Origin of the sequence: Methyloversatilis universalis EHg5, from assembly GCF_000378945.1 — a bacterium.
Lineage (GTDB): Bacteria > Pseudomonadota > Gammaproteobacteria > Burkholderiales > Rhodocyclaceae > Methyloversatilis > Methyloversatilis universalis_A.
Window position 1 is genome coordinate 2,877,426 of record NZ_KB900539.1, and the last position, 24,657, is coordinate 2,902,082.

Consider the following 24,657-nt stretch of genomic DNA (forward strand, 5'->3'; position numbering starts at 1 on the left):
ATGCAGCCGTATGCCGTTCCGGGTCACAGCACCGGCGGCCGACCGACTACACTGCGCAGCCCTGCTCATCGCGCCATAGACCCACCCTGCCATGCACGCCCCTGTCACGCCGATCGACATCGACCTGCTGATCGAAGCACGCTGGATCATTCCGGTCGAACCGGCCGGCCAGGTGCTCGAGCACCATGCGGTCGCGATACGCAACGGACGCATCCTCGACCTGCTGCCGTCGGATCAGGCGCGCCAGCGCTACCGCCCGCAGATGCTGCGTACGCTGGGCGAGCACGTGCTCATTCCCGGTCTGGTCAATCTGCACGCACACGCCGCGATGAACCTGCTGCGCGGCTACGCCGACGACCTGCCTCTGATGCGCTGGCTCACCGAAAGGATCTGGCCGGCCGAACAGAAACACGTAAGCCACGACTTCGTGCGCGACGGCACGCTGCTGGCCTGCGCCGAAATGCTGCGCGGTGGCGTGACCACCTTCAGCGACATGTACTTCTTCCCGGACGCCGCCGCCGAAGCGGCGCTGGAAGCCGGCATACGCGCTGCGCTGGGTGTCGTCGTGCTGGAGTTCCCGAGCGCCTGGGCCAGCGACGCCGACCAGTACCTGAGCAAGGGACTGGCGGTGCGCGACCGCTTCAAGCACGAACCCCTGCTGCATTTCACGCTCGCGCCACACGCGCCCTACACGGTGTCGGATGGCACTTTCGAGCGCATCCGTACGCTGGCCGAACAGCTGTCGCTGCCCATCCACATGCACGTGCATGAAACCCGCGACGAAATCGAACGCAGCCTGAGCGAACATGGTGTGCGCCCGCTGGAACGCCTGCACCGTCTCGGCCTGGTCGGGCCGGAGCTGATCGCGGTACACGCGATACATCTGGACGACGCGGACATCGCACTGCTGGCCCGCCAGGGTGCCAGCGTCGCCCACTGCCCGACGTCGAACATGAAACTGGCCAGCGGCGCCAGCCCGATGTCCGCCCTGCTGGCCGCCGGCGTGAATACCGGCCTGGGCAGCGACGGCGTGGCCAGCAACAATCGCCTCGACCTGTTCCAGGAAATGCGGCACGCAGGTCTGATGGCCAAACTGACCAGCGGCGATGCGGCCGCCCTTCCGGCCGACCGGCTATTGCACATGGCAACGCTCGGCGGCGCGCGTGCGCTGGGCATCGAACACGAAACCGGATCAATCCGTCCCGGAAAGAGCGCGGACCTGTGCGCCATCAGCCTTGATGAGGCGGAAACCCGCCCGTGCTATTCGCCACTTTCCCACCTTGTATATGCTGCCGGCCGGGAACACGTGACCGATGTTTGGGTCGCAGGTACAGCGCGCGTAGCGCAGGGGAATTTGTTGCACCTGCACAACAATGATTTGAAGGCGCGCGCGCGCCTGTGGCAAAATCAGGTGGCTCTATAACGGCTTGCGGCTCTTATTTTCTGGATTGCCGCCCGGCATATCCGCAGTTCAATGCGGGTTTGCCGCCAGTTTTGCCTGTCAGGTCCAAGGCAGGCGGGCAGGCCGGTTGACAACCGCTTCAAGTTTCATAAGAGGGGATCATGCTCAAACAACTGACGCAAAAACCGCTGCTCATCGCCCTGCTGGCCGCCACGGCCGGTTTCGCTTCCTCCACCGCCTCGGCCATCGAAGACATCAAGGTCGATCCGAAACTGAAGGCACACATTCCCTACGTGATCGACGCCCGCGGCGTGGTCGCCCGCAGCGCCACCGGCCTGTGCTGGAGAACCGGTTACTGGACCCCGGCCTACGCCGCGTCGGTGCCGGAAGTCGGCTGCGCCTGCGACAAGGACCTGCTGCCGAAGGACGTGTGCGAAAAGCCGGCTCCGGCTGCCGCCCCGGCTCCGAAGGCTGAACAGCCCGCCGCTCCGGCCGCCGCTCCGGCTCCGAAGCCCGCCGCACAGAAGATCACCCTGTCGGCCGACGCCCTGTTCGACTTCGACAAGGCCACCCTGCGTCCGGAAGGAAAGTCCAAGATCGACGAAGCGGTCAGCAAGCTCAGCTCGATCGACCTGGAAGTAATCATCGCCGTTGGCCACGCCGACCGCATCGGCAAGGACAAGTACAACCAGACCCTGTCGGAAAAGCGTGCTGCCGCCGTCAAGGATTACCTGGTGAGCAAGGGCGTTGAAGCCAACCGCGTGTACACCGAAGGCAAGGGCGAAACCCAGCCGGTGACCGGCGACAGCTGCAAGAAGCTGGGCAAGGATCACCGCAGCAACAAGAAGCTGGTGGATTGCCTGCAGCCGGACCGCCGCGTGGAAATCGAGATCATCGGCACCCAGAAGTAATCGGGTTCCCCGGTCTCACGAAAAGCCCTGCACACGTGCAGGGCTTTTTTTCGCCCTGGCTCCGGCCGAAGGCTTAACATTCTGCCCTTTCCGGGAAACCCCGCCCCGCACAGGACTGTCTTCCGCACATGACCACACATCTGAATGCCGACCCGCTCGAACTGGAAAAATTTTCCGAGCTGGCCCACCGCTGGTGGGATCCGGAATCGGAATTCAAGCCGCTGCACGACATCAATCCGCTGCGCCTCGACTGGATAGACCGCTGCGTCGGCCTGGCCGACAAACGGGTGCTGGACGTGGGTTGCGGCGGCGGCATCCTGGCTGAAAGCATGGCGGTACGCGGCGCCACGGTGACCGGCATCGACCTCGGAGAAAAGGCGCTTTCGGTGGCGCGGCTGCATCTGCTGGAAAGCGGACAGAAGGCGGAATACCTTCTGCAGTCGGCGGAAGACCACGCTGCCGCACGCCCCGGTCAGTACGACGTGGTCACCTGCATGGAAATGCTGGAACACGTGCCGGACCCGACCAGCATCGTACGGGCCTGCGCCACGCTGGTCCGGCCCGGCGGCACCGTGTTCTTTTCCACGCTGAACCGCAATCCGAAGTCCTGGCTGTTCGCGGTCGTCGGGGCGGAATACTTGCTGCGTCTGCTGCCGCGCGGCACTCATGAATACGAAAAAATGATCAAACCGTCCGAACTGGCGCGCGACGCGCGAGCGGTGGGCCTGCGTGAAGCGGAATTGCTGGGCATGAGCTACAACCCGCTCACCAAGGTGTATTCGCTCGGCCGCGACACTGCGGTCAATTACCTGATGCGGTGCGTGCGCGATGAGTGAAGTGCACATACGCGGCGTGCTGTTCGACCTCGACGGCACGCTGGCCGACACCGCCCCCGATCTGGGCGGCGCGCTGAATCGGCTGCGGCTGGAACAGGGACTGGACGAACTGCCGGCTGAAACGCTGCGGCCGCACACCTCGGCCGGCGCACGCGGGCTGATCGGCGCCGGCTTCGGCATCACGCCGGACGACCCGCGCTACGCGGCGCTGGCAGAACGCTTCCTGGCGCTGTACGAATCGGCGCTGTGCGTCGACACAAGGCTGTTCGACGGCATGGGCGAAGTGCTCACCCGACTCGAGCAGGCGGGCATCCCCTGGGGCGTGGTGACCAACAAGGCGGCGCGCTTCACCGTGCCGCTGATGCGCGAACTCGGGCTGCATGAGCGGGCGACCAGCATCGTCAGTGGCGACAGCGTTCCGGTACCGAAGCCGGATCCGGCCGGACTGAAGCTTGCGGCGTCAGAACTGGGCGTCGACGCCGCGATCTGCCTGTATGTCGGCGACGACGAACGCGACATACAGGCAGCGCAGGCCGCAGGCATGCCTTCGGTGGCCGCCGCCTTCGGCTATCTCGGCTGCGCCCGGCACCACAGCGAATGGGGCGCCGACCACACCATCCACCACCCGCTGGAACTTCTGACCCTCTTGTAATCGGTCAAGGTGATACCATCTACCGCTGACTGGGGGCGACCTGGTCTCGACGTGGGTCGCGAAACAGCGCAGGGCATACCGAGGGTCGGAGTACCTCGTAAATCCAACCGAAAATTAGATAGTCGCCAACGACCAATCTTACGCTCTGGCCGCTTAAGGCCGGACGCTGCACCGACTGATTAGCGGGTCGGGCCGGGCAACCGGTCGCAGCGCCATTAACAGCTAAAGTAAGGGTGCACTCTGCCGCGTGGTGCATCACGAAAATTCAGCGGATCGCCTTTCATCAGCCTGCCAGGTCGGCGGGTGACGGGTTAGATCAAATGGCCAGGCTAAGTATGTAGAACTGTCTGCGTAGGGCTTGCGGACGCGGGTTCGATTCCCGCCGCCTCCACCAAGAATGCGATAACCCACTGACTCGTCAGTGGGTTTTTCGTTTGTGCCATCCGCTCGGCACGAAAGCTTGACCGGCATGCCACTGAGGTCTCACGCCCTACGGGCGGAACAGCACGTATTGCCCGCAGAAGCGGACGACCTGCCCCCGATTCCTGCGCATGGCCGCCTCACCAGGGAGTACGCCCTCAATCCGGCGCCTGAACCCGGGCTGAGGCAACCGCTTCCTCCAGCATCCGTGCCACCGCTGCGTTGTCCCGTACCGGGCGCAGCGCCTGATAAAGCGTTTCCGCCTGCGGGTAGGTCCGGCGCAACAGATTGAGCCACTGCTTGGCCCGGCCAGCCGCATGCCGGGCCTCGACATGAGCCAGCACGCGCTGCCAGTAACCGGTCAGCGCCGGCGCGATGCGCGGCCAGTCGCGCGCCGGATCACCCTCATCGTCGCCTGCCAGCCGCGCACGGATGCGTTCAACCAGCAACGGGTCGGCCACCGCACCGCGCCCCAGCATCACGTCGCGCAGACCGCTCTCGCTGCGGCAGCGCAGGTAATCGTCCGCGCTCCAGATTTCGCCATTGGCCACCACCGGCACCGGCACCGCCTCGGCGATGCGCGCGATCCACGGCCAGTGGGCAGGCGGCTTGTAGCCGTCGAGCTTGGTGCGGGCGTGCACCACGATCATGTCGGCCCCGCCCCCGGCCAGGGCCTGCGCCGCTTCGATCGCGCGCGAGGTGTCGCGCACGCCCAGCCGCATCTTGGCGGTGAAGGGCACGCGACCGGCCACTGCGCGGCCGACCGCGGACACGATGTCGTGCAGCAGCTCGGGTTCGTCCAGCAGCACCGCGCCACCGCGGTGACGGTTTACGGTCGGTGCCGGACAGCCGAAATTCAGATCGATGCCGGCCGGCTTCAGGCGGGCCAGCTGGTCGGCATTGGCCGCCAGCTGCTGCGGGTCGGAACCCAGCAGCTGCACCCGCACCGGCACGCCGCCTTCAGTGCGTGACGCGGTGTGCAGTTCGGGCGCCACCCGCTGGAAACTTCGCGGCGGCAGCACGCCGTCGGTCACCCGCACGAATTCGGTCACGCACCAGTCGTAGTGCGCCAGCCGGGTCACCTCGGCGCGCAGGCGCGCGTCGAGCAGCCCTTCCATCGGCGCAAGCAGCAGGCGGGGCGAAACAGCGGAAACGGGCGGCGGGGACATGGGCGGAAAAGCGGACGGCGAGGCCGGATTATCGCCCAGCAGGCGGGGACGGCGGTGGCACGGCACTCGCCTGAACTCCGCAACGATCGGAAGATTGTGCGCAATCAACCGGCCGGATCGCGGCGGGGGCGCCGCTCCCACAGGAACGGCAGCGCGCGTGGCAGATGCCGTGGGAGATTCTATGTTTGAGCGCAAGCGTTTTCGTGTTGTTGAGGGACGTAGTCGGAGGCGTTCTTCATTAGCGAGAAGGCGACCCTTGCGAGCTTTCTGGCCAGAGCGACCAGCGCCTGGGTGCGGCTGAATCCGCGCTGGAGCATGCGCTGGTAGAAGGGCTGCCAGGTACTGGATCGGCTGGCGGCCATGGCGGCGTTGTAGAGCAGGCGGCGCATCTCGGCATCGCCCTTCTTGCTGAGCACCCCGCGTCCGCGCTGGGTGCCCGACTGACGCACGGTCACATCCAGGCCGAGGAAGGCGATGAAGGCATCGGCCCGGCCGAATGGGGCGCGGTGGAAGGTGGCGCACAGACCGGCGGCGGTGAGTGTGCCGATGCCTTCAACCTTCAGGATGCGCCGGTACGGGTCGCCCCAGCCGCTGGTGCCGATCAGCGCGGCGATGCGCTGCTCCAGCCGTTTGATCAGCGCCTGGATCCGCTCGGTGACGGCCCGCACCTGGCGGGTGAAGCCGGGCAGCTCCTCCATGCTCTGACGCATGCGGCCCAGGCAACGCACCAGGGTGGCGCGACGGCGCAACAGGGCGCGCAGGTCGGTCACCGCACGGGGCGGCAGCGAGAACGGGCGCAGACGCGCCCCTTCGTGGGCGAGATAGCGGGCGATCAGCCCCGCGTCGTGCCGATCGGTCTTGGCACGCTGGCCCAGCGTGTCGCGGTATCTGGACAGCGTGTAGCCGTCGATCAGATACACCCGATGACCGGCGCCGATGAGCAGCTCGACCAGCGCGCGGTGGTAGGTGCCGGTGGATTCGCAGGCGATGTGGCAGGCGCCCGGGGGCAAGGTGCGCAGCCAGCCGCGGATGGCCTGGGCGGTGTTGTCGATGTGCAGCACCGGCGAGCGGCCGTACTCGGCGATGTCCAGCCAGCGCTTGGAGACGTCGATGCCAAAGCGGGGGGATTCGGTCTGACTTGTCACGATGAGCACCTCCGGACTATGGTTGAAGGGCTTGTCGGGGTCACCTGGGCACAGGCTTGCAGGATATGGTCGGTACCGTGACGGACGCGGTCCGAAGGATTCCTCATCGGTGCTCGGGGGTGAAGGCGGGACATCTCTCCCACTGTCTGTACGTGCTTGCCGTCAGATGCGGCGCTCGTCCCTCCGCCCGATAAGCGTCCACTACTACGCTTGCCGTAGATGAACATACAAGCGGCGCCCCCGCCGCGATTCAGCCTGTGAATGGAGAGCCCGCTCTGCCGCGCCCGCGAGCGCATCACGCGGCACGGCAGGTGAAGCCGCCTCGCTCAGCCCGGCTTGCGGAAGCTGAAGTGCCCCGCCGCATCGGCGTCGACCGCGATCACGTCCTTCGGCCCGAAGCTGCCGTCGAGGATGCGCTTCGACAGCGGGTTCTCGATGTGTTCCTGGATCGCGCGCTTCAGCGGCCGTGCGCCGAACACCGGGTCGAAGCCGGCCTTGCCGATCTCGGCCAGCGCCGCGTCCGATACCTGCAGGCCCATGTCCAGCTTGGCCAGGCGCTTTTCCAGATAGGCGAGCTGTATCTTCGCGATGCTCTGGATATTGCGTTCGTCCAGCGCGTGGAACACCACCACTTCGTCGATCCGGTTGATGAATTCCGGCCGGAAGAAGGTTTTCACCTCGCCCATCACCGCCAGCTTGACCACGGCGTAATCGGAATCCGCCATCTGCTGGATCATCTGGCTGCCGAGGTTGGAGGTCATCACGATGACCGTGTTCTTGAAATCCACCGTGCGGCCCTGGCCGTCGGTCATGCGACCGTCGTCCAGCACCTGCAGCAGCACGTTGAACACGTCCGGATGCGCTTTCTCGACCTCGTCGAACAGGATGACGCTGTAGGGCTTGCGCCGCACCGCCTCGGTCAGATAGCCGCCCTCGTCGTAACCGACATAGCCCGGCGGCGCGCCGATCAGGCGGCTCACCGAGTGCTTCTCCATGAATTCGCTCATGTCGATGCGGATCAGGTGCTCTTCCGAATCGAACAGGAATTCGGCCAGCGTCTTGCACAGTTCGGTTTTGCCGACACCGGTCGGGCCGAGGAACAGGAAGCTGCCGTACGGGCGGTTCTCGTCGCTGAGGCCGGCGCGCGAGCGACGGATGGCATCCGACACCAGGCGCACCGCCTCGTCCTGACCGATCACCCGCTGATGCAGGCGGTCTTCCATCTTCAGCAGCTTTTCGCGCTCGCCCTGCATCATCTTGCTGACCGGAATGCCGGTCGCGCGCGACACCACCTCGGCGATTTCCTCTGCGCCCACTTCGGTGCGCAGCAGCTTGTTCTGCGGCTTCGCGTCGCCGCCGTTCTTCTCGGCCTGCTTCAGCTGCGCTTCCAGTTCCGGCAGACGCCCGTACTGCAGCTCGGCCAGCTTGTCGAACTGGCCCTTGCGCTGCAGGTCGGCCATCTGCACCCGCACCTTCTCGATCTCTTCCTTGATGTGGGCGCTGCCGACGACCTGCGCCTTCTCGGCCTTCCAGATCTCTTCCAGATCGTTGAATTCGCGCTGCAGCTTGACCAGTTCGTCCTCGATCAGGCCAAGCCGGCGGATGGACGCCTCGTCCTTTTCCTTCTTCACCGCCTCACGCTCGATCTTCAGCTGGATCATGCGGCGTTCGAGCTTGTCCATCGACTCCGGCTTGGAGTCGATTTCCATCTTGATGCGCGCCGCCGCCTCGTCGATCAGGTCGATCGCCTTGTCCGGCAGGAAGCGGTCGGTGATGTAGCGATGGCTCAGTTCGGCCGCGGCGACGATGGCCGGATCGGTGATGTCGACGCCGTGGTGCAGTTCGTATTTCTCCTGCAGGCCACGCAGGATGGCGATGGTCGCCTCCACCGTGGGCTCGTCCACAAGCACCTTCTGGAAGCGGCGCTCCAGTGCGGCGTCCTTCTCGATGTACTTGCGGTATTCGTCCAGCGTGGTGGCGCCGATGCAGTGCAGTTCGCCGCGCGCCAGCGCAGGCTTCAGCATGTTGCCGGCGTCGATCGCGCCCTCAGCCTTGCCGGCGCCGACCATGGTGTGGATTTCGTCGATGAACAGGATGATGCGGCCTTCGTCCTTGGCCACCTCGTTCAGCACCGACTTCAGCCGCTCCTCGAATTCGCCGCGGAACTTGGCGCCGGCCAGCAGGCCGGCCATGTCCAGCACCAGCACGCGCTTGCCCTTCAGCGTTTCCGGCACTTCCTCATTGACGATGCGCTGCGCCAGCCCTTCGACGATGGCGGTCTTGCCCACGCCGGGCTCGCCGATCAGCACCGGATTGTTCTTGGTGCGCCGCTGCAGGATCTGGATCGCGCGGCGGATTTCGTCATCGCGGCCGATCACCGGGTCAAGCTTGCCCTGGGCGGCGCGTTCGGTCAGGTCGATGCAGTACTTCTTCAGCGCCTCGCGCGATCCTTCGGCTTCGGCCGAACCGACCGACGAGCCGCCGCGCACCTGTTCCACCGCCTTTTCCAGCGCGGCGCGCTCCAGCCCGGCCTGCTTCAGCAGACGGCCCAGTTCGCCCTTGTCCGCAGTGGCGGCGAGCAGGAACATTTCCGAGGCGATGAACTGGTCGCCGCGCTTCTGCGCCTCGCGGTCGGCGACATTGAGCAGATTGGTCAGATCGCGACCGATCTGCACCTCGCCGCCGTGGCCCTCGACCGTGGCGATGCGCGACAGCGCCTCATCCACCGCCTTCTTCAGCGGCGCGACATTGACGCCGGCACGCTGCAACAGCGACGCGGTCGAGCCGTCGTCCTGATTCAGCAGCGCCAGCATCAGGTGGGCCGGCTCGATGTACTGGTGGTCGCGACCGACCGCCAGGCTCTGGGCATCGGCCAGCGCCTGCTGGAATTTGGTGGTGAGCTTGTCGAAACGCATGAACGCCTCCGTGAACTTGATCTGGACGCTATCTGGGGCAAACGATCCGCTTTTCAACCGGCAAACGCTTGATGCCGGTCAAATGCGGCGGTCACGTCCGGTAAAGTGATGTCATCGCACGCCACACGCTTCCGATGCCGCAGACGCCGCCCCACAACAGCAAGATCATGAGCGCCGCCGACGCGGTGGCGCGCATTCCGGATGGCGCCACGCTGGCCACCACCGGCTTCGTCGGCATCGGCTTCGCCGAACATCTGGCGATCGCAGTGGAACAGCGCTTCCTCGACAGCGGCGCGCCGCGCGACCTCACGCTGGTGTACGCCGCCGGCCAGGGCGATGGCAAGCACCGCGGGCTGAACCACTTCGGGCACGCCGGTCTGGTAAAGCGCGTGATCGGCGGCCACTGGGGGCTGGTGCCGCGGCTGCAGGCGCTGGCGGTGAGCAATCGCATCGAGGCGTGGAATCTGCCGCAGGGCGTCATTTCCCAGCTGTTCCGCGACATCGCCGCACACCGGCCGGGCCAGCTCACCCGGGTCGGGCTGGATACCTTCGTCGATCCGCTGCACGGCGGCGGCAAGATCAACGCGATCACCACCGCCGATCTGGTGCAGCGCATGCAGATCGGCGGCGAGGATTTCCTCTTCTACAAGGCCTTCCCGATTCACGTCGCACTGGTGCGCGGCAGCACCGCGGACCCGGACGGCAACATGACGATGGAGCGCGAAGCGCTGACCCAGGAGGCGCTGTCGGTCGCCATGGCGGCGCACAACAGCGGCGGTCTGGTCATCGTGCAGGTCGAGCGCACGATCGGCCGCGGCGAACTGAACCCGCGCCAGGTGAAGGTGCCGGGCGTGCTGGTCGATTGCGTCGTCGTGTCGCCGCCTGAGCACCATCAGCAGACCTTCGCCACCGCCTACAGCCCGGCCTATGCCGGTGAAACCCGGCTGGGCGCCGAAGCGCTGCCGGCGATGGCGCTGGACATCCGCAAGGTGATCGCCCGCCGCGCCGCACTCGAACTGCAGCCGGGCCACGTGGTGAATCTGGGCATCGGCATGCCGGAGGGCGTGGCCGCGGTGGTGGCCGAAGAAGGCCTGATGGACGACCTGACGCTGACCGCCGAACCCGGCGTGATCGGCGGCATACCGGCCGGCGGCCTCGATTTCGGCGCTGCGGTGAATACCCAGGCGGTAATCGACCAGCCCTACCAGTTCGATTTCTACGACGGCGGCGGCCTGGACATCGCCTTCCTCGGTCTCGCTCAGGCCGACGCCGAAGGCAATGTGAACGTGTCGCGCTTCGGCCACCGTCTGGCCGGCGCCGGCGGCTTCATCAACATTTCGCAGAACGCGCGCAGGCTGGTGTTCGTCGGCAGCTTCACCGCCGGCGACGCCGACATCGCGGTGCGCGACGGCCGGCTCGACATCCGCACCGAAGGGCGCAGCCGCAAGTTCGTGCAGGCGGTCGAACACCGCACCTTCAGCGGCCGTGAAGCGCGCCGGCGCGGGCAGGAAGTGCTGTACGTGACCGAGCGTGCGGTGTTCCGGCTGGCGGAAGACGGCCTGGAAGTGATTGAAATCGCGCCGGGTATCGACCTCGCGCGCGGCGTGTTCGCCCACATGGATTTCACGCCGCGCGTGTCGCCGCTGCTGCGCCCGATGGAGACGCGGCTTTTTGCCGACAGCGTCATGGCACTGGCCGCACAGTGGCGGCACAATGCGGATGGATCGTCCTGAAGCTGCGGCGCACGACGGCGCGGTCGACCGACGAACAGTTCCCCACCCAGAGAGGAGTTGCGCACGATGAACAAGACCGAACAGATGTCAGAGCTGCAGAAGAAGAACATCGAAGCCGCCATGCGTCTGGCCCAGCTGTCGATGGACAACTCGCAGCGCATCATGCAGCTGCAGGTGGACACCGCCCGCGCCCTGTTCGAGGAAAGCGTCAGCAACGCCCGTGCGGTATCTGAAACCCGGGAACCGGTGGCTCAGGTCGAACTGCGCGCCCGGCTGGCACGCAACACCACCGAAAAGATGCTGGGCTGCGCACGCCAGATAGCCGAAATCACCGCCGAGACGCAGGCGGAATTCGGCCGTCTGGTCGGCGAACAGCTCAACAGCGGCGGCACCGACCTGATGGACAGCCTGCGCAAGATGCTGGCCGGCATGCCGATCAACAGCCAGCAGTCCATGGGTTCGATGCAGGAAGCGATGGACAAGGCGCGCAGCGCCTTCGAACAGATCAGTTCGGTGGCGCGCACCGCCTTCCAGCAATTCGGCACTGCGGCCAGCGCGGCACCGAAAACGGCGGCTGCGGCCGCCACGGCAGCGGCAAACGCAGCGGCTTCCGCCGCTTCGGCGGCCACCAGCGCAGCGACCGCCGCCACCGCAGCCGCAGTGCGTGCAGCCACCGAGGCTGCACCGGCCGCAAAGCCTGCAGCCGCCAAGTCTGCGAGCAAGGCCGCCCCGAAAGCGGCGGCAAAACCGGCCGCAAAACCGGCCGCGAAACCCGCAGCCAAGGCCGCCGCACCGAAGGCGGCCGCCAAACCGGCCGCACGCAAGAAGCCGTCGGCCTGATCGAATCGCCGGATGAGGGCGCCTGATTCGGATTCCTGATTCAGGCGCCTGATCGATCCCCCTGGGCGACCGGGCAACCGGCCGCTCAGGAGCGGATCAGCCTCAGATTGCGCACCGGCGCCTCCGCCGGCGCGAGCAGGCCTTCGGCCACCACGGTTTCCGCCGGCAGCGGCTTGGAAAACAGATAGCCCTGCACCAGATCGCACTGGTGGCTGGCCAGCAGATTGAGCTGCTCGACCGTTTCCACGCCTTCGGCCACCACCCGCATGCCCAGCCCGTGCGCCAGCGCGATGGTGGCGCGCACGATGGCCGCGTCATCCGGATCGGTCACCAGATCGCGCACGAAGGAGCGATCCACTTTCAGTTCGTCGATCGGGAAGCGCTTCAGGTAGGACAGCGACGAATAGCCGGTGCCGAAATCGTCTACCGACAGATGCACGCCCAGCGCGCGGATGTCGGCCAGCAGCGCGGCCACGTGGTCCACATCGCCCATGGCGGTGCTTTCGGTCAGTTCCAGCCGCAGCAGCGAAGGTGCGATGCGCGACTGCCGCAGCGCCTGTTCGACCCGCCGCGCAAGCGAACGGCCCAGGCACTGCCGCGCCGACACGTTGACCGCCACCGGCACCGCCGCCAGCCCCTGGCGCGACCAGTCGGCAATCTGCAAGGTCACCTCCTGCAGCACCCAGTCGCCGATGGACTCGATCAGGCCGGACTCTTCCGCCACCGCGATGAAGTCGCCGGGCAGCAGCAGCAGGCCGTCGTGCCGGCGGAAGCGCAGCAGCGCCTCGAACGCGGCCAGCCGGCCGGTGGCCAGTTCGTACTGTGGCTGGTAATGCACCTCGAACCGGTCGTCGTCGAGGCCGTTGCGCAGGTCGGCTTCCAGTTCTATCCAGTCACGCGTACCGGCACTCATGTCATGCGCGTAGAAATGGATGGCCGCACCCGACTGCGACTTGCTGCGGTACATCGCGGTGTCGGCCATCGCGAACAGCACGTCGGCGTCGTCGCTGTCCTCGTGCGCGATCGCGATGCCGATGCTGCACGAGAAGCGGAAATCGACGTCGTCCAGCGTGATCACCTGACCCACCGCCTGCATCACCTTGGCCGCCACCCGGGCCACCGCGTCACGGTCGGCCAGACCCTGCAGGATGATCATGAATTCGTCGCCGCCCCAGCGCGCCACCGTGTCGCCGACCCGGCACACGGTGCGCAGCCGGCTGGCCAGCGTGGTGAGCACCTTGTCGCCCTGCTGGTGGCCCAGGCTGTCGTTGATGCGCTTGAAGCGGTCGAGATCGACGAACAGCACCGCCACCATGCCGGCCTCGCGCTGCGCCAGAGCCTGACGCAGCCGGTCGCGCAGCAGCACCCGGTTGGGCAGGCCGGTCAGCGCGTCGTGCGTCGCCTGATGGGCCAGCTTGTCGGCCGCAGCCACGGTGTCCGACACGTCGCTGAGCACCAGCACCACCCCCTCTACCCGGCCGCCGCGCCCGAACAGCGGACTGGCACCCGGCCGCAGCGCACGCGCCGGACCGTAACGGCCGGCCGGCATCTGCACGTGGCCGGACACCGTCTGTTCGCAGGCCTGGTCGCGGCAGCGCTGCAGCAGCGACTGCAGCGTTTCGCGCAGCGCGTGCTCGATCGCCGGCAGGCTGTCCAGCCCGCCGCCGCGCACCTGCTCCAGCCGGCAGGCACACAGCGCCTCAGCCTTGCCATTCAGGTAATGGATGTTCAGGTTGCGGTCGAACTGCAGCACCGCGTCGGAAATCGCGTGCAGCGTGGCATGGGCGCGCGCGTTCGCGCGCCGCAGCCGCTGCGCCAGATCCAGCGTACGCACCGTGCCCCACAGCAGCGCGCCGACCGCCAGCCCCAGCGTGACCGCGGCCGGCGCCAGCCACACCCGCAGACCAGCCAGCAGGGCGGCGCTCAGCAGCAGCGGCAGCGCCACCGCCAGCAGCACCGCGAACAGGTCACGCACACGGGCGTGCGGGCGGCGCCACCACAGCAGTGCCAGCACCGCACAGGTGGCCGGCAGCGACCAGATCGGCGACAGCTGGGTGGCGTAGCGGTCGTTGCGCAGCGCGGCGTAAGCACGGGCGTGGAATTCCACCGCCGGCATCGGCGCAGCCAGCGCCGACAGCGGCGTATTCAGCGTGCCGCCGGCGCCGGTGTAAGTCGCGCCCACCAGCACACTGCGTCCGCGCAACAGATGCGGCGCCACCCGGCCGGCCAGCAGATCGGCCGCCGATATCTGGGCCGGCGGCCAGGATTCGGCCGGCAGCACCAGCACCTCGTGGTCGCGCACCCACAGACCGGCGGCCGGACCGGGGTCTGAGCGACGCCCACCGAGGCCGGCCAGGGGCCGAGACTTGCGCGACACGTCGATCAGCGCCCAGGACAGCGCCGGCCACTGCGTACTGCCGGCGCCGGCTTCGAGGAAAAGCCGGCGCGACAGGCCGTCGGCGTCAATCTCGACATCGACATGGGCGAGCCGGGCTGCGGCGGCAGCCAGTTCCGGCCAGGGTTCGAGCGCCCCGACGCCACCGCCGTCCAGCGCCAGCGGCGCGACCGGCAGCACCACATTGGCGGCGCGGCGCACCGCGTCGACCAGGGCGGCATCGCCGGCGGCGTCGTCCGAAGCTTCGGCAAACAGCACGCTGTAGCCGATGCCGGCCACGCCTGCGCGCGACAGGCGGTCCAGCAGTTCGGCGTGCCGGCTGCGCGGCCAGGGCCAGGGACCCAGCGCGTGCAGGCTGGCGTCGTCGATCGCCACCACGACCGGCAGGCGGGTGTCGCCACCGCCGCCGGCCGGCGGCTCGAACAGCAGTTCGACACTGAACAGGTCGTACAGAAGCAGATCGAGCCGGGCCACCGACAGCGGCGCGGCCAGCCACAGTGCCAGCGCAACGCACAGTGCCAGCAGCCAGGGCAGCCGGTAAACATCCACCAGCGAACGCACCAGCTGCCGGCGCCGGTTCATGCCACCCTGCCCTGCCGGCGCTGTGCCGGGCCTGAAGAGAGTGCGTATCGGCGCGGCATGGCGGGCTTCAGATCAGCCACAGCAGCGGCAGCAGCCACCACGGGCGGAAGGCGGGCGCCGGCTCGGGCACGGTGACCGCCTGGGTGGGCGCCCAGTCGCCCTCGAAACCGTCGGGCGCGAAGCTGCGCACCCGCAGATGCCACACGCCCGGCTGCGCGTCCTTCAGCAGCCAGGCCGGACTGTCGGTGCGTGCATCGACTTCGGGTGCGGTGAAATCTGGCGTGCGTGCGATCTGTATCTGGTAGCGCATGCCGGGGCCGGCATCGCGCCAGCGCAGCGCCAGGCCTTCCGGGCCGGCCTGCGGCGGCTCCATCGCCGGGCCGGGCGGCGGGCGACGGAAGGACTGCGCGTCGCTGAACGGGCCGACGCCTTCGTCCGGATTGCGGCTGGCGATGCGCCAGAACCAGATGCCGGGCGGCAGCGGCGCTTCCGGCCGGAAGGACGGTTCGCTCAGCTCATCACGGTCGATCAGCAGGCTCGAGAACGCGGCATCCGATGCGATCTGCAGGCGCCAGCGCTCGTCGGCACGGGCGCGGCTCCAGCGCAGCGTGGGCTGTTGGTCGCTCACCCGGGCATCCGGCCCCGGTTCGACCAGCACCGGCGGCTCCGGCCGCGCATCGACGGTGAGCACGGCGTCGGCATCCAGACCACCGAAGCCGTCGCCGTCGATGCCGCGCACCCGCACCCGGTACTCGCCATCTGGCAGATCGGCCGCACGCACGGCGGCCGCGGGACCGAAGCCATCGATCAGCACGGTATCGAAGGAGGCATCGCCCGCGATCTGCACCCGGTAGGCGGTGGCACCGTCGAGCGCCGGAAATGGCCGGTTGATCGGCAGCCGGTCGGCGAACAGCGGCGGCAGCGCCGGTGCCGGCAGCAGCGTGCGCGGCGCGGTGGCCGCAACGCCGGTGCGGGCGAAAGAACCCTGACCGGCCGTGACCGACTGTTCGCCGGCAGCGTTGCCGAAGGCCACCCGGCCTTCCAGCGTTTCGTTGCGCGCGGCATCGCCGTCGGCATGCACCCGGAACCGGGTGCCACGCACCGCGGCCACTGCGGCCGGGGTCTGGATTTCGAAGCGCCCGGCCGGACCGCTGCGCGGTGCGATCAGGCTGTCCACCGAACCGCGCAGCAGTTCAAGCCGCACCCAGCTGCCGGCGCCGGCAGCAAAATCGGCCGACTGCTGCACGCCCAGTTCGCTGCGCGGCCGCAACTGCACCCGGCTGCCGTCGGCAAAGGCCAGTGCGGCACTGCCCGCCTCGCCGGTCACCAGCTTCATGCCGGGCGCCAGCAGGTCGCCGACACGGGCCGGCCGCAGCAGGCCGTCAGCACCGGTCAGCGCCACCTCGCCGTGCAGGGCATCGATCCGCACCTCGCGGGTCTGCAGCCTCAGCCACTGTTCCGGAATCAGCAGGCGCGCGCCCGGCTGCAGCCGGCGCGGCTCGGCGATCCGGTTGTACTGCTGGATGCGCGGCCAGTAGGACAGATCCTTCAGATAGCGCTGGGTGAGGTTCCACGGATTGTCGCCAGCCCGGATTTCATAGGCGAAATCGGCGGCAGCGGCCGGCAGTGCGGCGAGCAGCAGACAGCAGGCAAGGGCACGACCCGGGGCCGCGGCGGAGCGCACTGCAGACAAGACCTTCTCCCGAAAGGCAATTGCGGGATTCTATGCCTGTGCGCTACCCGATACACATCAAAATGCATCACGGCGACCCTGCTGCCGCGGGGAACCGGACTCAGGGCCTGAACTGCCCGTCCCAACCGCCGCCCACTGCCTTGTTCAGCAGCGCGCCGGCCGAGAACTGGCGGCCGCGCAGCTGCATCAGCGTGCGTTCGTTGTCCAGCGCGGTGGTCTGGGCAGTGATCACTTCGGTGTAGCTGGCGGTGCCGGCACGGTAGCGGTTCAGCGCCAGCGCCTCGGCTTCGCGCGCCGCAGCCAGCGCCTGGGCGCGCAGGGAGGCCTCGTCGTCGAGCAGGCGCAGCGCGATCAGGTTGTCTTCGACCTCCTGCAGCGCGGTCAGCACGGTCTGCCGGTAGTCGGCCACGGTCACCTCGTGCGCGGCGCGGGCGGCCTCGATCTGCGCGTCGCGCCGGCCGCCGTCCCACACCGCCTGTGCCGCCGACAGGCCGAAGGACCACACCAGATTCGACGCCGAAAACCACTGCGCGAAGGCGTTGCCCGAGTAACCGGCGGACGCGCTCAGCGTGAGCGACGGGAACCACGCCGCCTGCGCCACGCCGATGCGCGCGTTGGCGGCGGCCACCCGGCGTTCGGCGGCGGCGATGTCCGGTCGCCGCTCCAGCAGTTCGGACGGCAGGCCCACCGGCACCGCCGGCACGCCGGCCTGTGTTTCGGCCGGCGGCAGTGCGAAGCTGGACGCCGGCTCGCCCACCAGCACCGCGATCGCGTTGGCAAGCTGGCTGCGGGTCAGTTCAAGATCGACCGCCTGCGCCTGGGCAGCGCGCAGCTGGGCCAGCGCGCTCGCTTCGTCGCCGCGGGTGGCCACACCGGCGGCGATGCGGTTGCGCGCCACCTCCAGCGCCTTTTCATAGGCGGCCACGGTGCGCGCGTACAGCGCGCGCTGGGTATCGGTCACCCGCAGCTGGAAGTAGTTCTGCACCAGTTCGGCGTGCAGCGACAGCCGCACCGACGCCAGATCGGCAGCGCTGGCGTCGAACTCGCCGCTGGCCGCTTCGACCTGACGGCCGATGCGGCCCCACAGGTCGGCTTCCCAGCTCGCGTCCAGTCCGAGCTGGGTGGTGTTGGACTGATTGGCCGAGCGGCCCTGTACCGCGGCGCTGCGGCTGCGCTGGGCGGACGCCGACAGCCCGACCTCGGGCAGGAAGCCGGCACGGGCCTGCGCGGCGGCGGCGCGCGCCTGGCGATAGCTGCCGAGCGCGGCTTTCAGCGTCTGGTTGGCGCGGTCGGTGCGGGTAATCAGCTCGTCCAGCACCGGATCGCCATAGGCGCGCCACCACTCGCCGCGCGGCAGGTGGTCGGCGGGGGTGGCCGGCTTCCAGCCGTCGGCGGCGCGGTAATCGGCCGGCAGGTCGAAGGCGGGGCGCTGGTGGTCGGGGCCGACCGTGGTGCAGCCGGCGATCAGCGCGGCGAGCACGGCGAGGAGAGGCGGCAGGGTCTTGTTCATGGCGTCGTGGTGACCGGAGCGCGCGGCGCGCGCGACAGGATGCGGCCGCAGTAGCGGCTGAAACGTTCGAGGTACAGATAGGTGACCGGCGTGGTGTACAGCGTGAGCAGCTGGCTCACCATCAGGCCGCCCACCACCGCGATGCCCAGCGGCTGGCGCAGTTCCGAGCCCTCGCCGAAGCCGATGGCCAGCGGCAGCGCACCCACCATGGCGGCCAGCGTGGTCATCAGGATGGGGCGCAGACGCAGCAGGCAGGCTTCGCGTATCGCCTCGCGCGGCGCCAGCCCGCGCTTGCGTTCGGCCTCCAGCGCAAAGTCGATCATCATGATGGCGTTCTTCTTTACGATGCCGATCAGCAGCAGCAGGCCGATGACGGCGATCAGGCCGAACTCGATGTTGAACGCCATCAGCGCGAGGATGGCGCCGATGCCCGCCGACGGCAGCGTGGACAGGATGGTGAGCGGGTGCACCAGGCTTTCGTACAGGATGCCCAGCACCAGATAGACCGCGATGATGGCGGCCAGTATCAGCAGCGGCTGGTTGGACGAGGACTGCTGGAAGGCGCGCGCCGAGCCCTGGAAGCCGGCGTTGACGCTCGCCGGCACGCCGATATCGACCATTGCGGCGCGGATTGCCTCCATCGCCTGGGCCAGCGTGACGCCGTCGGCGGTGCCGAATGAGAGGGTGGTCGATACCATGCCGTCGAGATGGGCGATGGACAGCGGCATCACGCCCTCCTCCACCCGGGCGAAACTGGCCAGCGGCGACAGGCCGCCTTCTGAGGTCGCCACCCGTATCGAATTCAGCGCCGACAGGTCCTGCGCGCGCGCCGGGTCGACCTCCAGCACTACCTTGTACTGGTTCAGCGGCTCGTACAGCGTGCTGATCTGGCGCTGGCCGAAAGCGTCATACAGCGCCTGGTTCACGGTGCCCGGCGTCAGGCCCAGCCGCGCCAGCGTGTCGCGGTCGTACACCAGCCGGGTCTGCGAGGCGCGGTCCTCCTGGTCGGTGCCGACATCGACCAGCTGCGGCAGGTCGCTCATCGCGTCGCGCACCCTGGGCGCCCACTCGCGCAGCACGCGCAGGCTGTCGGCGGTAAGCGTGAACTGGAACTGCGAGGACGAGCGCATGCCGCCCACCCGCAGGTCCTGCGCCGCCATCAGGAAGAGCTGCACGCCCTCGATGCGCGACAGCTTGCCGCGCAGCCGGCCGATCACCTTGTCGGCCGACACGCCGCGCTCGGCCAGCGGCTTCAGGTTCACGAAGAAGCTGGCGTTGTTGGCGCCGCCACCGCGCCCGCCGCCAGTGAAGGCGCTCACGTTGTCCACCGCCGGGTCGGCGCGGATGACCTCGACCGCCTGTGCCATCTTCTTCGTCATTGCCTGGAAGGAGGTGCTCTGGTCGGCGCGCAGGCTGCCGAACAGGCGACCGGTGTCCTGGCTGGGGAAGAAGCCCTTGGGCACGATGACGAACAGCCACACGTTCAGCGCGATCGCGCCGAGGAAGATGAGCATGACGATGCGGGTGTGGCGCAGTGCCCAGTCCAGGCTGTGTGCGTAGGCGATCTGGATGTCGTCGAACACGCGCGCCAGCAGCCGCTGCCAGCGCGCCTCCTGCTCGACCGGCTGGTGCCGGAGCAGACGGGCAGCCAGCATCGGAGCAGCGGTCAGAGACACCACCATGGACACCAGCACCGCCACCGACAGCGTGAGCGCGAACTCGCGGAACAGCCGGCCGACGATGCCGCCCATCAGCAGGATGGGAATGAACACCGCCACCAGCGACAGGCTGATCGACACCACGGTGAAACCGACCTCGCGCACGCCGGCCACCGCCGCCTCGAAGGGTCTGAGCCCGCGCTCGATGTGGCGGGCGATGTTCTCGATCACCACCACCGCGTCGTCGACCACGAAACCGGTGGCGATGGTGAGCGCCATCAGCGACAGATTGTTCAGGCTGAAGCCCAGCAGATACATGACCGCGAAGCTGCCGGCCAGCGACACCGGCACCACCACCGCCGGAATCAGCGTGGCGCGCGCATTGCGCAGGAACAGGAACACCACCAGGATGACCAGCGCCACCGAAATGACCAGCGCGATCTCCACCTCGTGCAGCGCGCTGCGTATGGTGACCGAACTGTCCAGCGCGATTTCCATGCGGGCCGCAGCTGGCAGGCTGGCCGACAGTTCGGGCAGCAGTGCGCGCACCTGCTCGACGGTTTCGATCACGTTGCTGCCCGGCCGCTTGGTCACCACCAGCAGCACCGTGGGCTTGCCATTGGTGAGGCCGAGGTTGCGCACGTCCTGCACCGATTCGCTCACTGTGGCCACGTCGCCCAGCCGCAGCACGCCGCCCGAGGTGTGATTCAGGATGAGCGGCACGTAGTCGGCCGCGCGTCGCGCCTGATCGTTCGCTTCGATCTGCCAGTAGCGGCCGTCCTGCTCGACGAAGCCCTTGGGCCGGTACACATTGGACTGCACGATGCGGTTGCGCACGTCGGCCAGCGTGAGTCCGTGCTGCTGCAGCGCCTCCGGATTCACCTGCACCCGGATGGCCGGCAGCGCGCCGCCGCCCACGGTCACTTCGCCCACGCCCGGAATCTGCGACATCTTCTGCGCCAGCACGGTCGAGGCGATGTCGTACAGCCGCGGGATGGGCACCGTGTCCGACGTGATCGCCAGAATCATGATGGGCGCGTCGGCCGGATTCACCTTGCGGTAGGTCGGGTTGGACGGCAGGCTGGTGGGCAGGCTGGCGCGGGCGGCATTGATCGCGGCCTGCACGTCGCGCGCCGCGCCCTCGACATCGCGGTCGAGTTCGAACTGCAGCGTCACCCGGGTATTGCCCTGCGAACTGCTGGAGGTCATTTCCGTCACACCGGCGATGCGCCCGAGCGTGCGCTCCAGCGGCGTGGCCACGGTGGCCGCCATCACTTCCGGGCTGGCACCGGGCAGCGCGGCGCTGACCGAAATGGTCGGAAAATCCACCTGCGGCAGTGCCGCCACCGGCAGGAAGCGGAAGGCGATGGCACCGGCCAGCGCGATCGCTGCGGTGAGCAGCGCGGTGGCGACCGGCCGGCGTATCGGCAGCGACCAGGCGCTCATTGCCAGACCCTCCTGTCGCTGCGCGACATCGGCCAGTACCGGTCCGGAACGGACGGCCCGTTACGCAGGCGCGGAGCCCTGCTCCGCGAAACCCCTGCTCCACCCCCGGGGGAGGGCAAGCATTCCTTCGGGCGGCCGGGCGGAATGCAGACCAGACAGCCCTCCTGTCGCTGCGCGACATCCTCCCCGGGGGAGGGCGAGCATTCCTTCGGGCGACCGGGCGGAATGCTCATCGCGCTTCGCTCCCCACTTCCGCCTCGGTATCCGCCGCTCCTGCCCCGGCCGGCTGCAGCCGGAACAGCCGCCCGAAGGCAAGGTAGATGACCGGCGTGGTGTACAGCGTGAGCACCTGGCTTACCAGCAGGCCGCCCACCATGGTGAGGCCGAGCGGGAAGCGCAGTTCCGAACCCATGCCGCCGCCGAACACCAGCGGCAGTGCGCCGAGCAGCGCGGCGGCGGTGGTCATCAGGATGGGGCGCAGACGCAGCAGGCAGGCCTGGAAGATCGCGTCACGCGGCGCCATGCCCTGATGGCGTTCGGCCTCCAGCGCGAAGTCGATCATCATGATGGCGTTCTTCTTCACGATGCCGATCAGCAGGATGATGCCGATCACCGCAATCATGTCGAGCGCGTGGCCGGCCAGCAGCAGCGCGAGCAGCGCGCCGATGGCGGCCGACGGCAGCGTGCTCAGGATGGTGAGCGGATGGACATAGCTTTCGTACAGCACGCCCAGCACGATGTACATGGTCACCACCGCCGCCAGGATGAGCCACAGCGTATTGGTGAGCGAGGCGCGGAAGGCTTCCGCCGCGCCCTGCCATTTCAGAGACATGGTGGCCGGCATGCCGAGCCGGGCGCGTACCGCCTCAACCTCCTCCACCGCTTCGCCCAGCGACACGCCGTGCGGCAGGTTGAAGGACAGCGTGGCCGACGGAAACTGCCCCTGGCGGCCGAGCGCCAGCCGGGCCGGCCGCTCCTCGACCCGCACCAGACTGCCCAGCGGCACCTGCTGGCCGTCGGCCGACATCACGTGCAGCTGCGCGATCGCCTCCGGGCCGATCTGGAACTGCGGCTGCACGTCCAGCACCACGCGGTACTGGCTGGATTGGGTGAAGATGGTCGAAATGAGCCGCTGGCCGAAGGCGTTATACAGCGCGGCGTCGATGTCGGCCACGGTCACGCCGACCCGGGCGGCGGTCGCGCGGTCGATGTCCACATAGGCCTGCAGGCCGCCGGTGGCCAGATCGCTGCTGACCTGGGCGAGCCGGTCCGACTGCTGCAGCGCCTCGACCATCCGCGGCACCCATTCCAGCAGATCTTCATGCCGGGTGGCCTGGAGCACGAAGGGGTACTGGGCGCGGGTCACCCGGTCCTCGATGGTGAGGTCCTGCACCGGCTGCAGGTAGAGCGTGATGCCCGGCACGTCGCGCGCCGCCGCTTCCAGCCGGCGCGCGATGTCCGGCGCGCGGTCGCTGCGCGCGGCCAGCGGCCTCAGCTTGATCTGCATGCGGCCGGTATTGAGCGTGGGGTTCTGGCCGTCGACGCCGATGAAGGAACTGACGCTGTCGACGTCCGGATCACGCAGCAGCACTTCGGCCAGCGCCTGCTGGCGCGCACTCATCGCGGCGAATGAAATGGTGGGTTCCGCTTCAGACACGCCCTGGATCAGGCCGGTGTCCTGCACCGGGAAAAAGCCCTTGGGCACCGCCAGATACAGCAGCGCGGTGACCACGAAGGTGGCGACCGCCGCCAGCAGCGTCAGCCGCTGGTGATCGAGCACCCAGCCCAGCGTGCGTTCGTAGCCGGCCAGCAGCCGCGCGTACCAGCCTTCGTGCGGTGCGTCGTGGCCGCCTTCGGTTTTCAGCAGGCGGCCGGCCATCATCGGCGTCAGCGTCAGCGACACCACCGCCGACAGCAGGATGGCGATGGTGAGCGTGAGCGCGAATTCGCGGAACAGCCGGCCCACCACGTCCTGCATGAACAGCAGCGGAATCAGCACCGCCACCAGCGACACGGTGAGCGAAATGATGGTGAAGCCGATTTCCTTCGCACCATCGAGCGCGGCCTGCATCGCGCCCTTGCCCTTGCCGTCCACTCTCATTTCAAGGTGGCGCGCGATGTTCTCGGTCATCACGATGGCGTCATCGACCACGAAGCCGGCGGCGATCACCATGGCCATCAGCGTCAGGTTGTTCACCGAGAAGCCGGCCAGATACATGACGGCGAAGCTGCCGACCAGCGACAGCGGCACCGCGACCGCCGGAATCAGCGTGGCGCGGCCGTTGCGCAGGAACACGAAAATGACCGCCACCACCAGCAGCACCGCCATCACCAGCTCGACCTGCACGTCATGCACCGAGGTGCGGATGGACTCGGTGCGGTCAGTCAGCACCTGCACGTCCACCGCGTCCGGCAGCGCGGTCTGCAGCTCCGGCAGCAGCGCCTGGATGCGTCGCACCACGTCGATCACGTTGGCGCCCGGCTGACGCTGGATGTTCAGGATGAGCGCCGGCGTTTCGTTGGCCCAGGCAGCGAGCAGCCGGTTCTCCGGACCATCGACCACCTCGGCCACATCCTGCAGCCGGATCGGCGCGCCGTTCTTCCACGCGATCACGCTGCGCCGGTATTCGTCGGCCGAACGCAGCTGGTCGTTGGCGTCCAGCGTGGTGGCCCGGGTCGGGCCGTCGAAACTGCCCTTGGCCTGATTGGAACTGGTGGCCACCACCGCGGCGCGCAGCTGCTCAAGACTCAGGCCGTATGAGGCGACCGCCGACGGATTCACGCGCACCCGCACCGCCCGCCGCTGGCCGCCGGAAATGCTGACCAGACCGACGCCGGACTGCTGCGAAATCTTCTGCGCCAGCCGGTTGCTCACCGCCTCTTCCAGCAGGTGCAGCGGCACCGATTTCGAACTGACCGCCAGCGTCATGACCGGCGCATCAGCCGGATTCACCTTGCTGTAGACCGGCGGCGCCGGCAGTTCGGACGGCAGCAGCGTGGTGGCCGCATTGATCGCCGCCTGCACCTCCTGCTGCGCAGTATCGAGCGAAATGTCGAGGCCGAAACGCAGCGTCACCACCGAGGCGCCGGCGGAACTGATGGAATTCATCTGCACCAGGCCGGGCATCTGGCCGAACTGGCGTTCCAGCGGTGCGGTGATGAGCGAGGTGGTCAGTTCCGGGCTGGCGCCCGGGTAGAAGGTGACCACCTGCATGGTCGGGTAATCGACCTGCGGCAGTGCGGCGACCGGCAGCAGCCGGTAGGCGAGGAAGCCGGCCACCAGCAGCGCCACCATCAGCAGCGAGGTGGCCACCGGCCGCAGGATGAACAGGCGGGACGGATTCATCGAC

14 protein-coding genes and 1 other RNA gene are annotated in these 24,657 nt (G+C 68.1%); 7 read left to right on the forward strand and 8 right to left on the reverse strand.

Annotated elements, in window-relative coordinates; translation table 11 throughout:
* Positions 1-91 precede the first annotated feature (91 nt).
* From METUNV2_RS0113255 to ssrA, 5 genes are all read left to right on the forward strand, one after another.
* Positions 92-1,423 carry a TRZ/ATZ family hydrolase gene (locus METUNV2_RS0113255; RefSeq protein ID WP_018229950.1) on the forward strand — a complete coding sequence of 444 codons (1,332 nt, stop codon included), beginning with the start codon at positions 92-94 and terminating at the stop codon, positions 1,421-1,423.
* A 140-nt stretch (positions 1,424-1,563) separates the two neighbouring features.
* Positions 1,564-2,313 carry an OmpA family protein gene (locus METUNV2_RS0113260; RefSeq protein WP_018229951.1) on the forward strand — a complete coding sequence of 250 codons (750 nt, stop codon included), beginning with the start codon at positions 1,564-1,566 and terminating at the stop codon, positions 2,311-2,313.
* 128 nt (positions 2,314-2,441) lie between these two features.
* Complete coding sequence (gene ubiG / locus METUNV2_RS0113265) at positions 2,442-3,149, forward strand: bifunctional 2-polyprenyl-6-hydroxyphenol methylase/3-demethylubiquinol 3-O-methyltransferase UbiG (RefSeq protein WP_018229952.1); 708 nt, start codon at positions 2,442-2,444, stop codon at positions 3,147-3,149.
* A complete protein-coding gene (locus tag METUNV2_RS0113270) occupies positions 3,142-3,801 on the forward strand; it encodes an HAD family hydrolase (protein ID WP_018229953.1) in 660 nt (219 codons plus the stop codon). Before ubiG ends, METUNV2_RS0113270 begins: the two co-directional genes overlap by 8 nt.
* A gap of 31 nt (positions 3,802-3,832) precedes the next feature.
* Positions 3,833-4,195: a transfer-messenger RNA gene (gene ssrA / locus METUNV2_RS19680) on the forward strand.
* Between the two features lie 184 nt (positions 4,196-4,379).
* Here ssrA and METUNV2_RS0113275 read toward each other — a convergent pair.
* The 3 genes from METUNV2_RS0113275 to clpB all read right to left on the reverse strand — a co-directional run bounded on the left by METUNV2_RS0113275 (position 4,380) and on the right by clpB (position 9,450).
* Entirely contained in the window at positions 4,380-5,339 is a 960-nt protein-coding gene (locus METUNV2_RS0113275) for a tRNA dihydrouridine synthase (RefSeq protein WP_018229954.1), read from the reverse strand.
* 230 nt (positions 5,340-5,569) lie between these two features.
* The gene (locus METUNV2_RS0113280; protein ID WP_018229955.1) at positions 5,570-6,544 is read right to left on the reverse strand and encodes an IS110 family transposase; all 975 of its coding nucleotides are present in this window, start codon (positions 6,542-6,544) and stop codon (positions 5,570-5,572) included.
* A gap of 317 nt (positions 6,545-6,861) precedes the next feature.
* The gene (clpB, locus tag METUNV2_RS0113285) at positions 6,862-9,450 is read right to left on the reverse strand and encodes an ATP-dependent chaperone ClpB (protein WP_018229956.1); all 2,589 of its coding nucleotides are present in this window, start codon (positions 9,448-9,450) and stop codon (positions 6,862-6,864) included.
* A 167-nt stretch (positions 9,451-9,617) separates the two neighbouring features.
* Between clpB and METUNV2_RS0113290 the strand changes: the two genes are divergently transcribed.
* Entirely contained in the window at positions 9,618-11,183 is a 1,566-nt protein-coding gene (locus METUNV2_RS0113290; protein ID WP_232415675.1) for an acyl CoA:acetate/3-ketoacid CoA transferase, read from the forward strand.
* A 66-nt stretch (positions 11,184-11,249) separates the two neighbouring features.
* The gene (locus tag METUNV2_RS0113295; RefSeq protein ID WP_018229958.1) at positions 11,250-12,023 is read left to right on the forward strand and encodes a phasin family protein; all 774 of its coding nucleotides are present in this window, start codon (positions 11,250-11,252) and stop codon (positions 12,021-12,023) included.
* A gap of 85 nt (positions 12,024-12,108) precedes the next feature.
* Here METUNV2_RS0113295 and METUNV2_RS0113300 read toward each other — a convergent pair whose 3' ends face one another.
* From METUNV2_RS0113300 to METUNV2_RS0113320, 5 genes are all read right to left on the reverse strand, one after another.
* Positions 12,109-15,000: an EAL domain-containing protein gene (locus METUNV2_RS0113300; RefSeq protein ID WP_018229959.1), complete on the reverse strand. Its 2,892-nt coding sequence runs from the start codon at positions 14,998-15,000 to the stop codon at positions 12,109-12,111.
* Between the two features lie 67 nt (positions 15,001-15,067).
* The gene (locus METUNV2_RS0113305; RefSeq protein WP_018229960.1) at positions 15,068-16,684 is read right to left on the reverse strand and encodes a FecR domain-containing protein; all 1,617 of its coding nucleotides are present in this window, start codon (positions 16,682-16,684) and stop codon (positions 15,068-15,070) included.
* Positions 16,685-16,793: 109 nt separating this feature from the next.
* Positions 16,794-18,203, reverse strand: coding sequence for an efflux transporter outer membrane subunit (locus METUNV2_RS0113310; RefSeq protein WP_018229961.1), 1,410 nt, complete (start codon positions 18,201-18,203; stop codon positions 16,794-16,796).
* Positions 18,200-21,307 carry a multidrug efflux RND transporter permease subunit gene (locus tag METUNV2_RS0113315; RefSeq protein WP_018229962.1) on the reverse strand — a complete coding sequence of 1,036 codons (3,108 nt, stop codon included), beginning with the start codon at positions 21,305-21,307 and terminating at the stop codon, positions 18,200-18,202. The genes METUNV2_RS0113310 and METUNV2_RS0113315 overlap by 4 nt, the downstream gene beginning before the upstream one ends.
* 229 nt (positions 21,308-21,536) lie before the next feature.
* Positions 21,537-24,653: a multidrug efflux RND transporter permease subunit gene (locus METUNV2_RS0113320; protein WP_018229963.1), complete on the reverse strand. Its 3,117-nt coding sequence runs from the start codon at positions 24,651-24,653 to the stop codon at positions 21,537-21,539.
* Positions 24,654-24,657 lie beyond the last annotated feature (4 nt).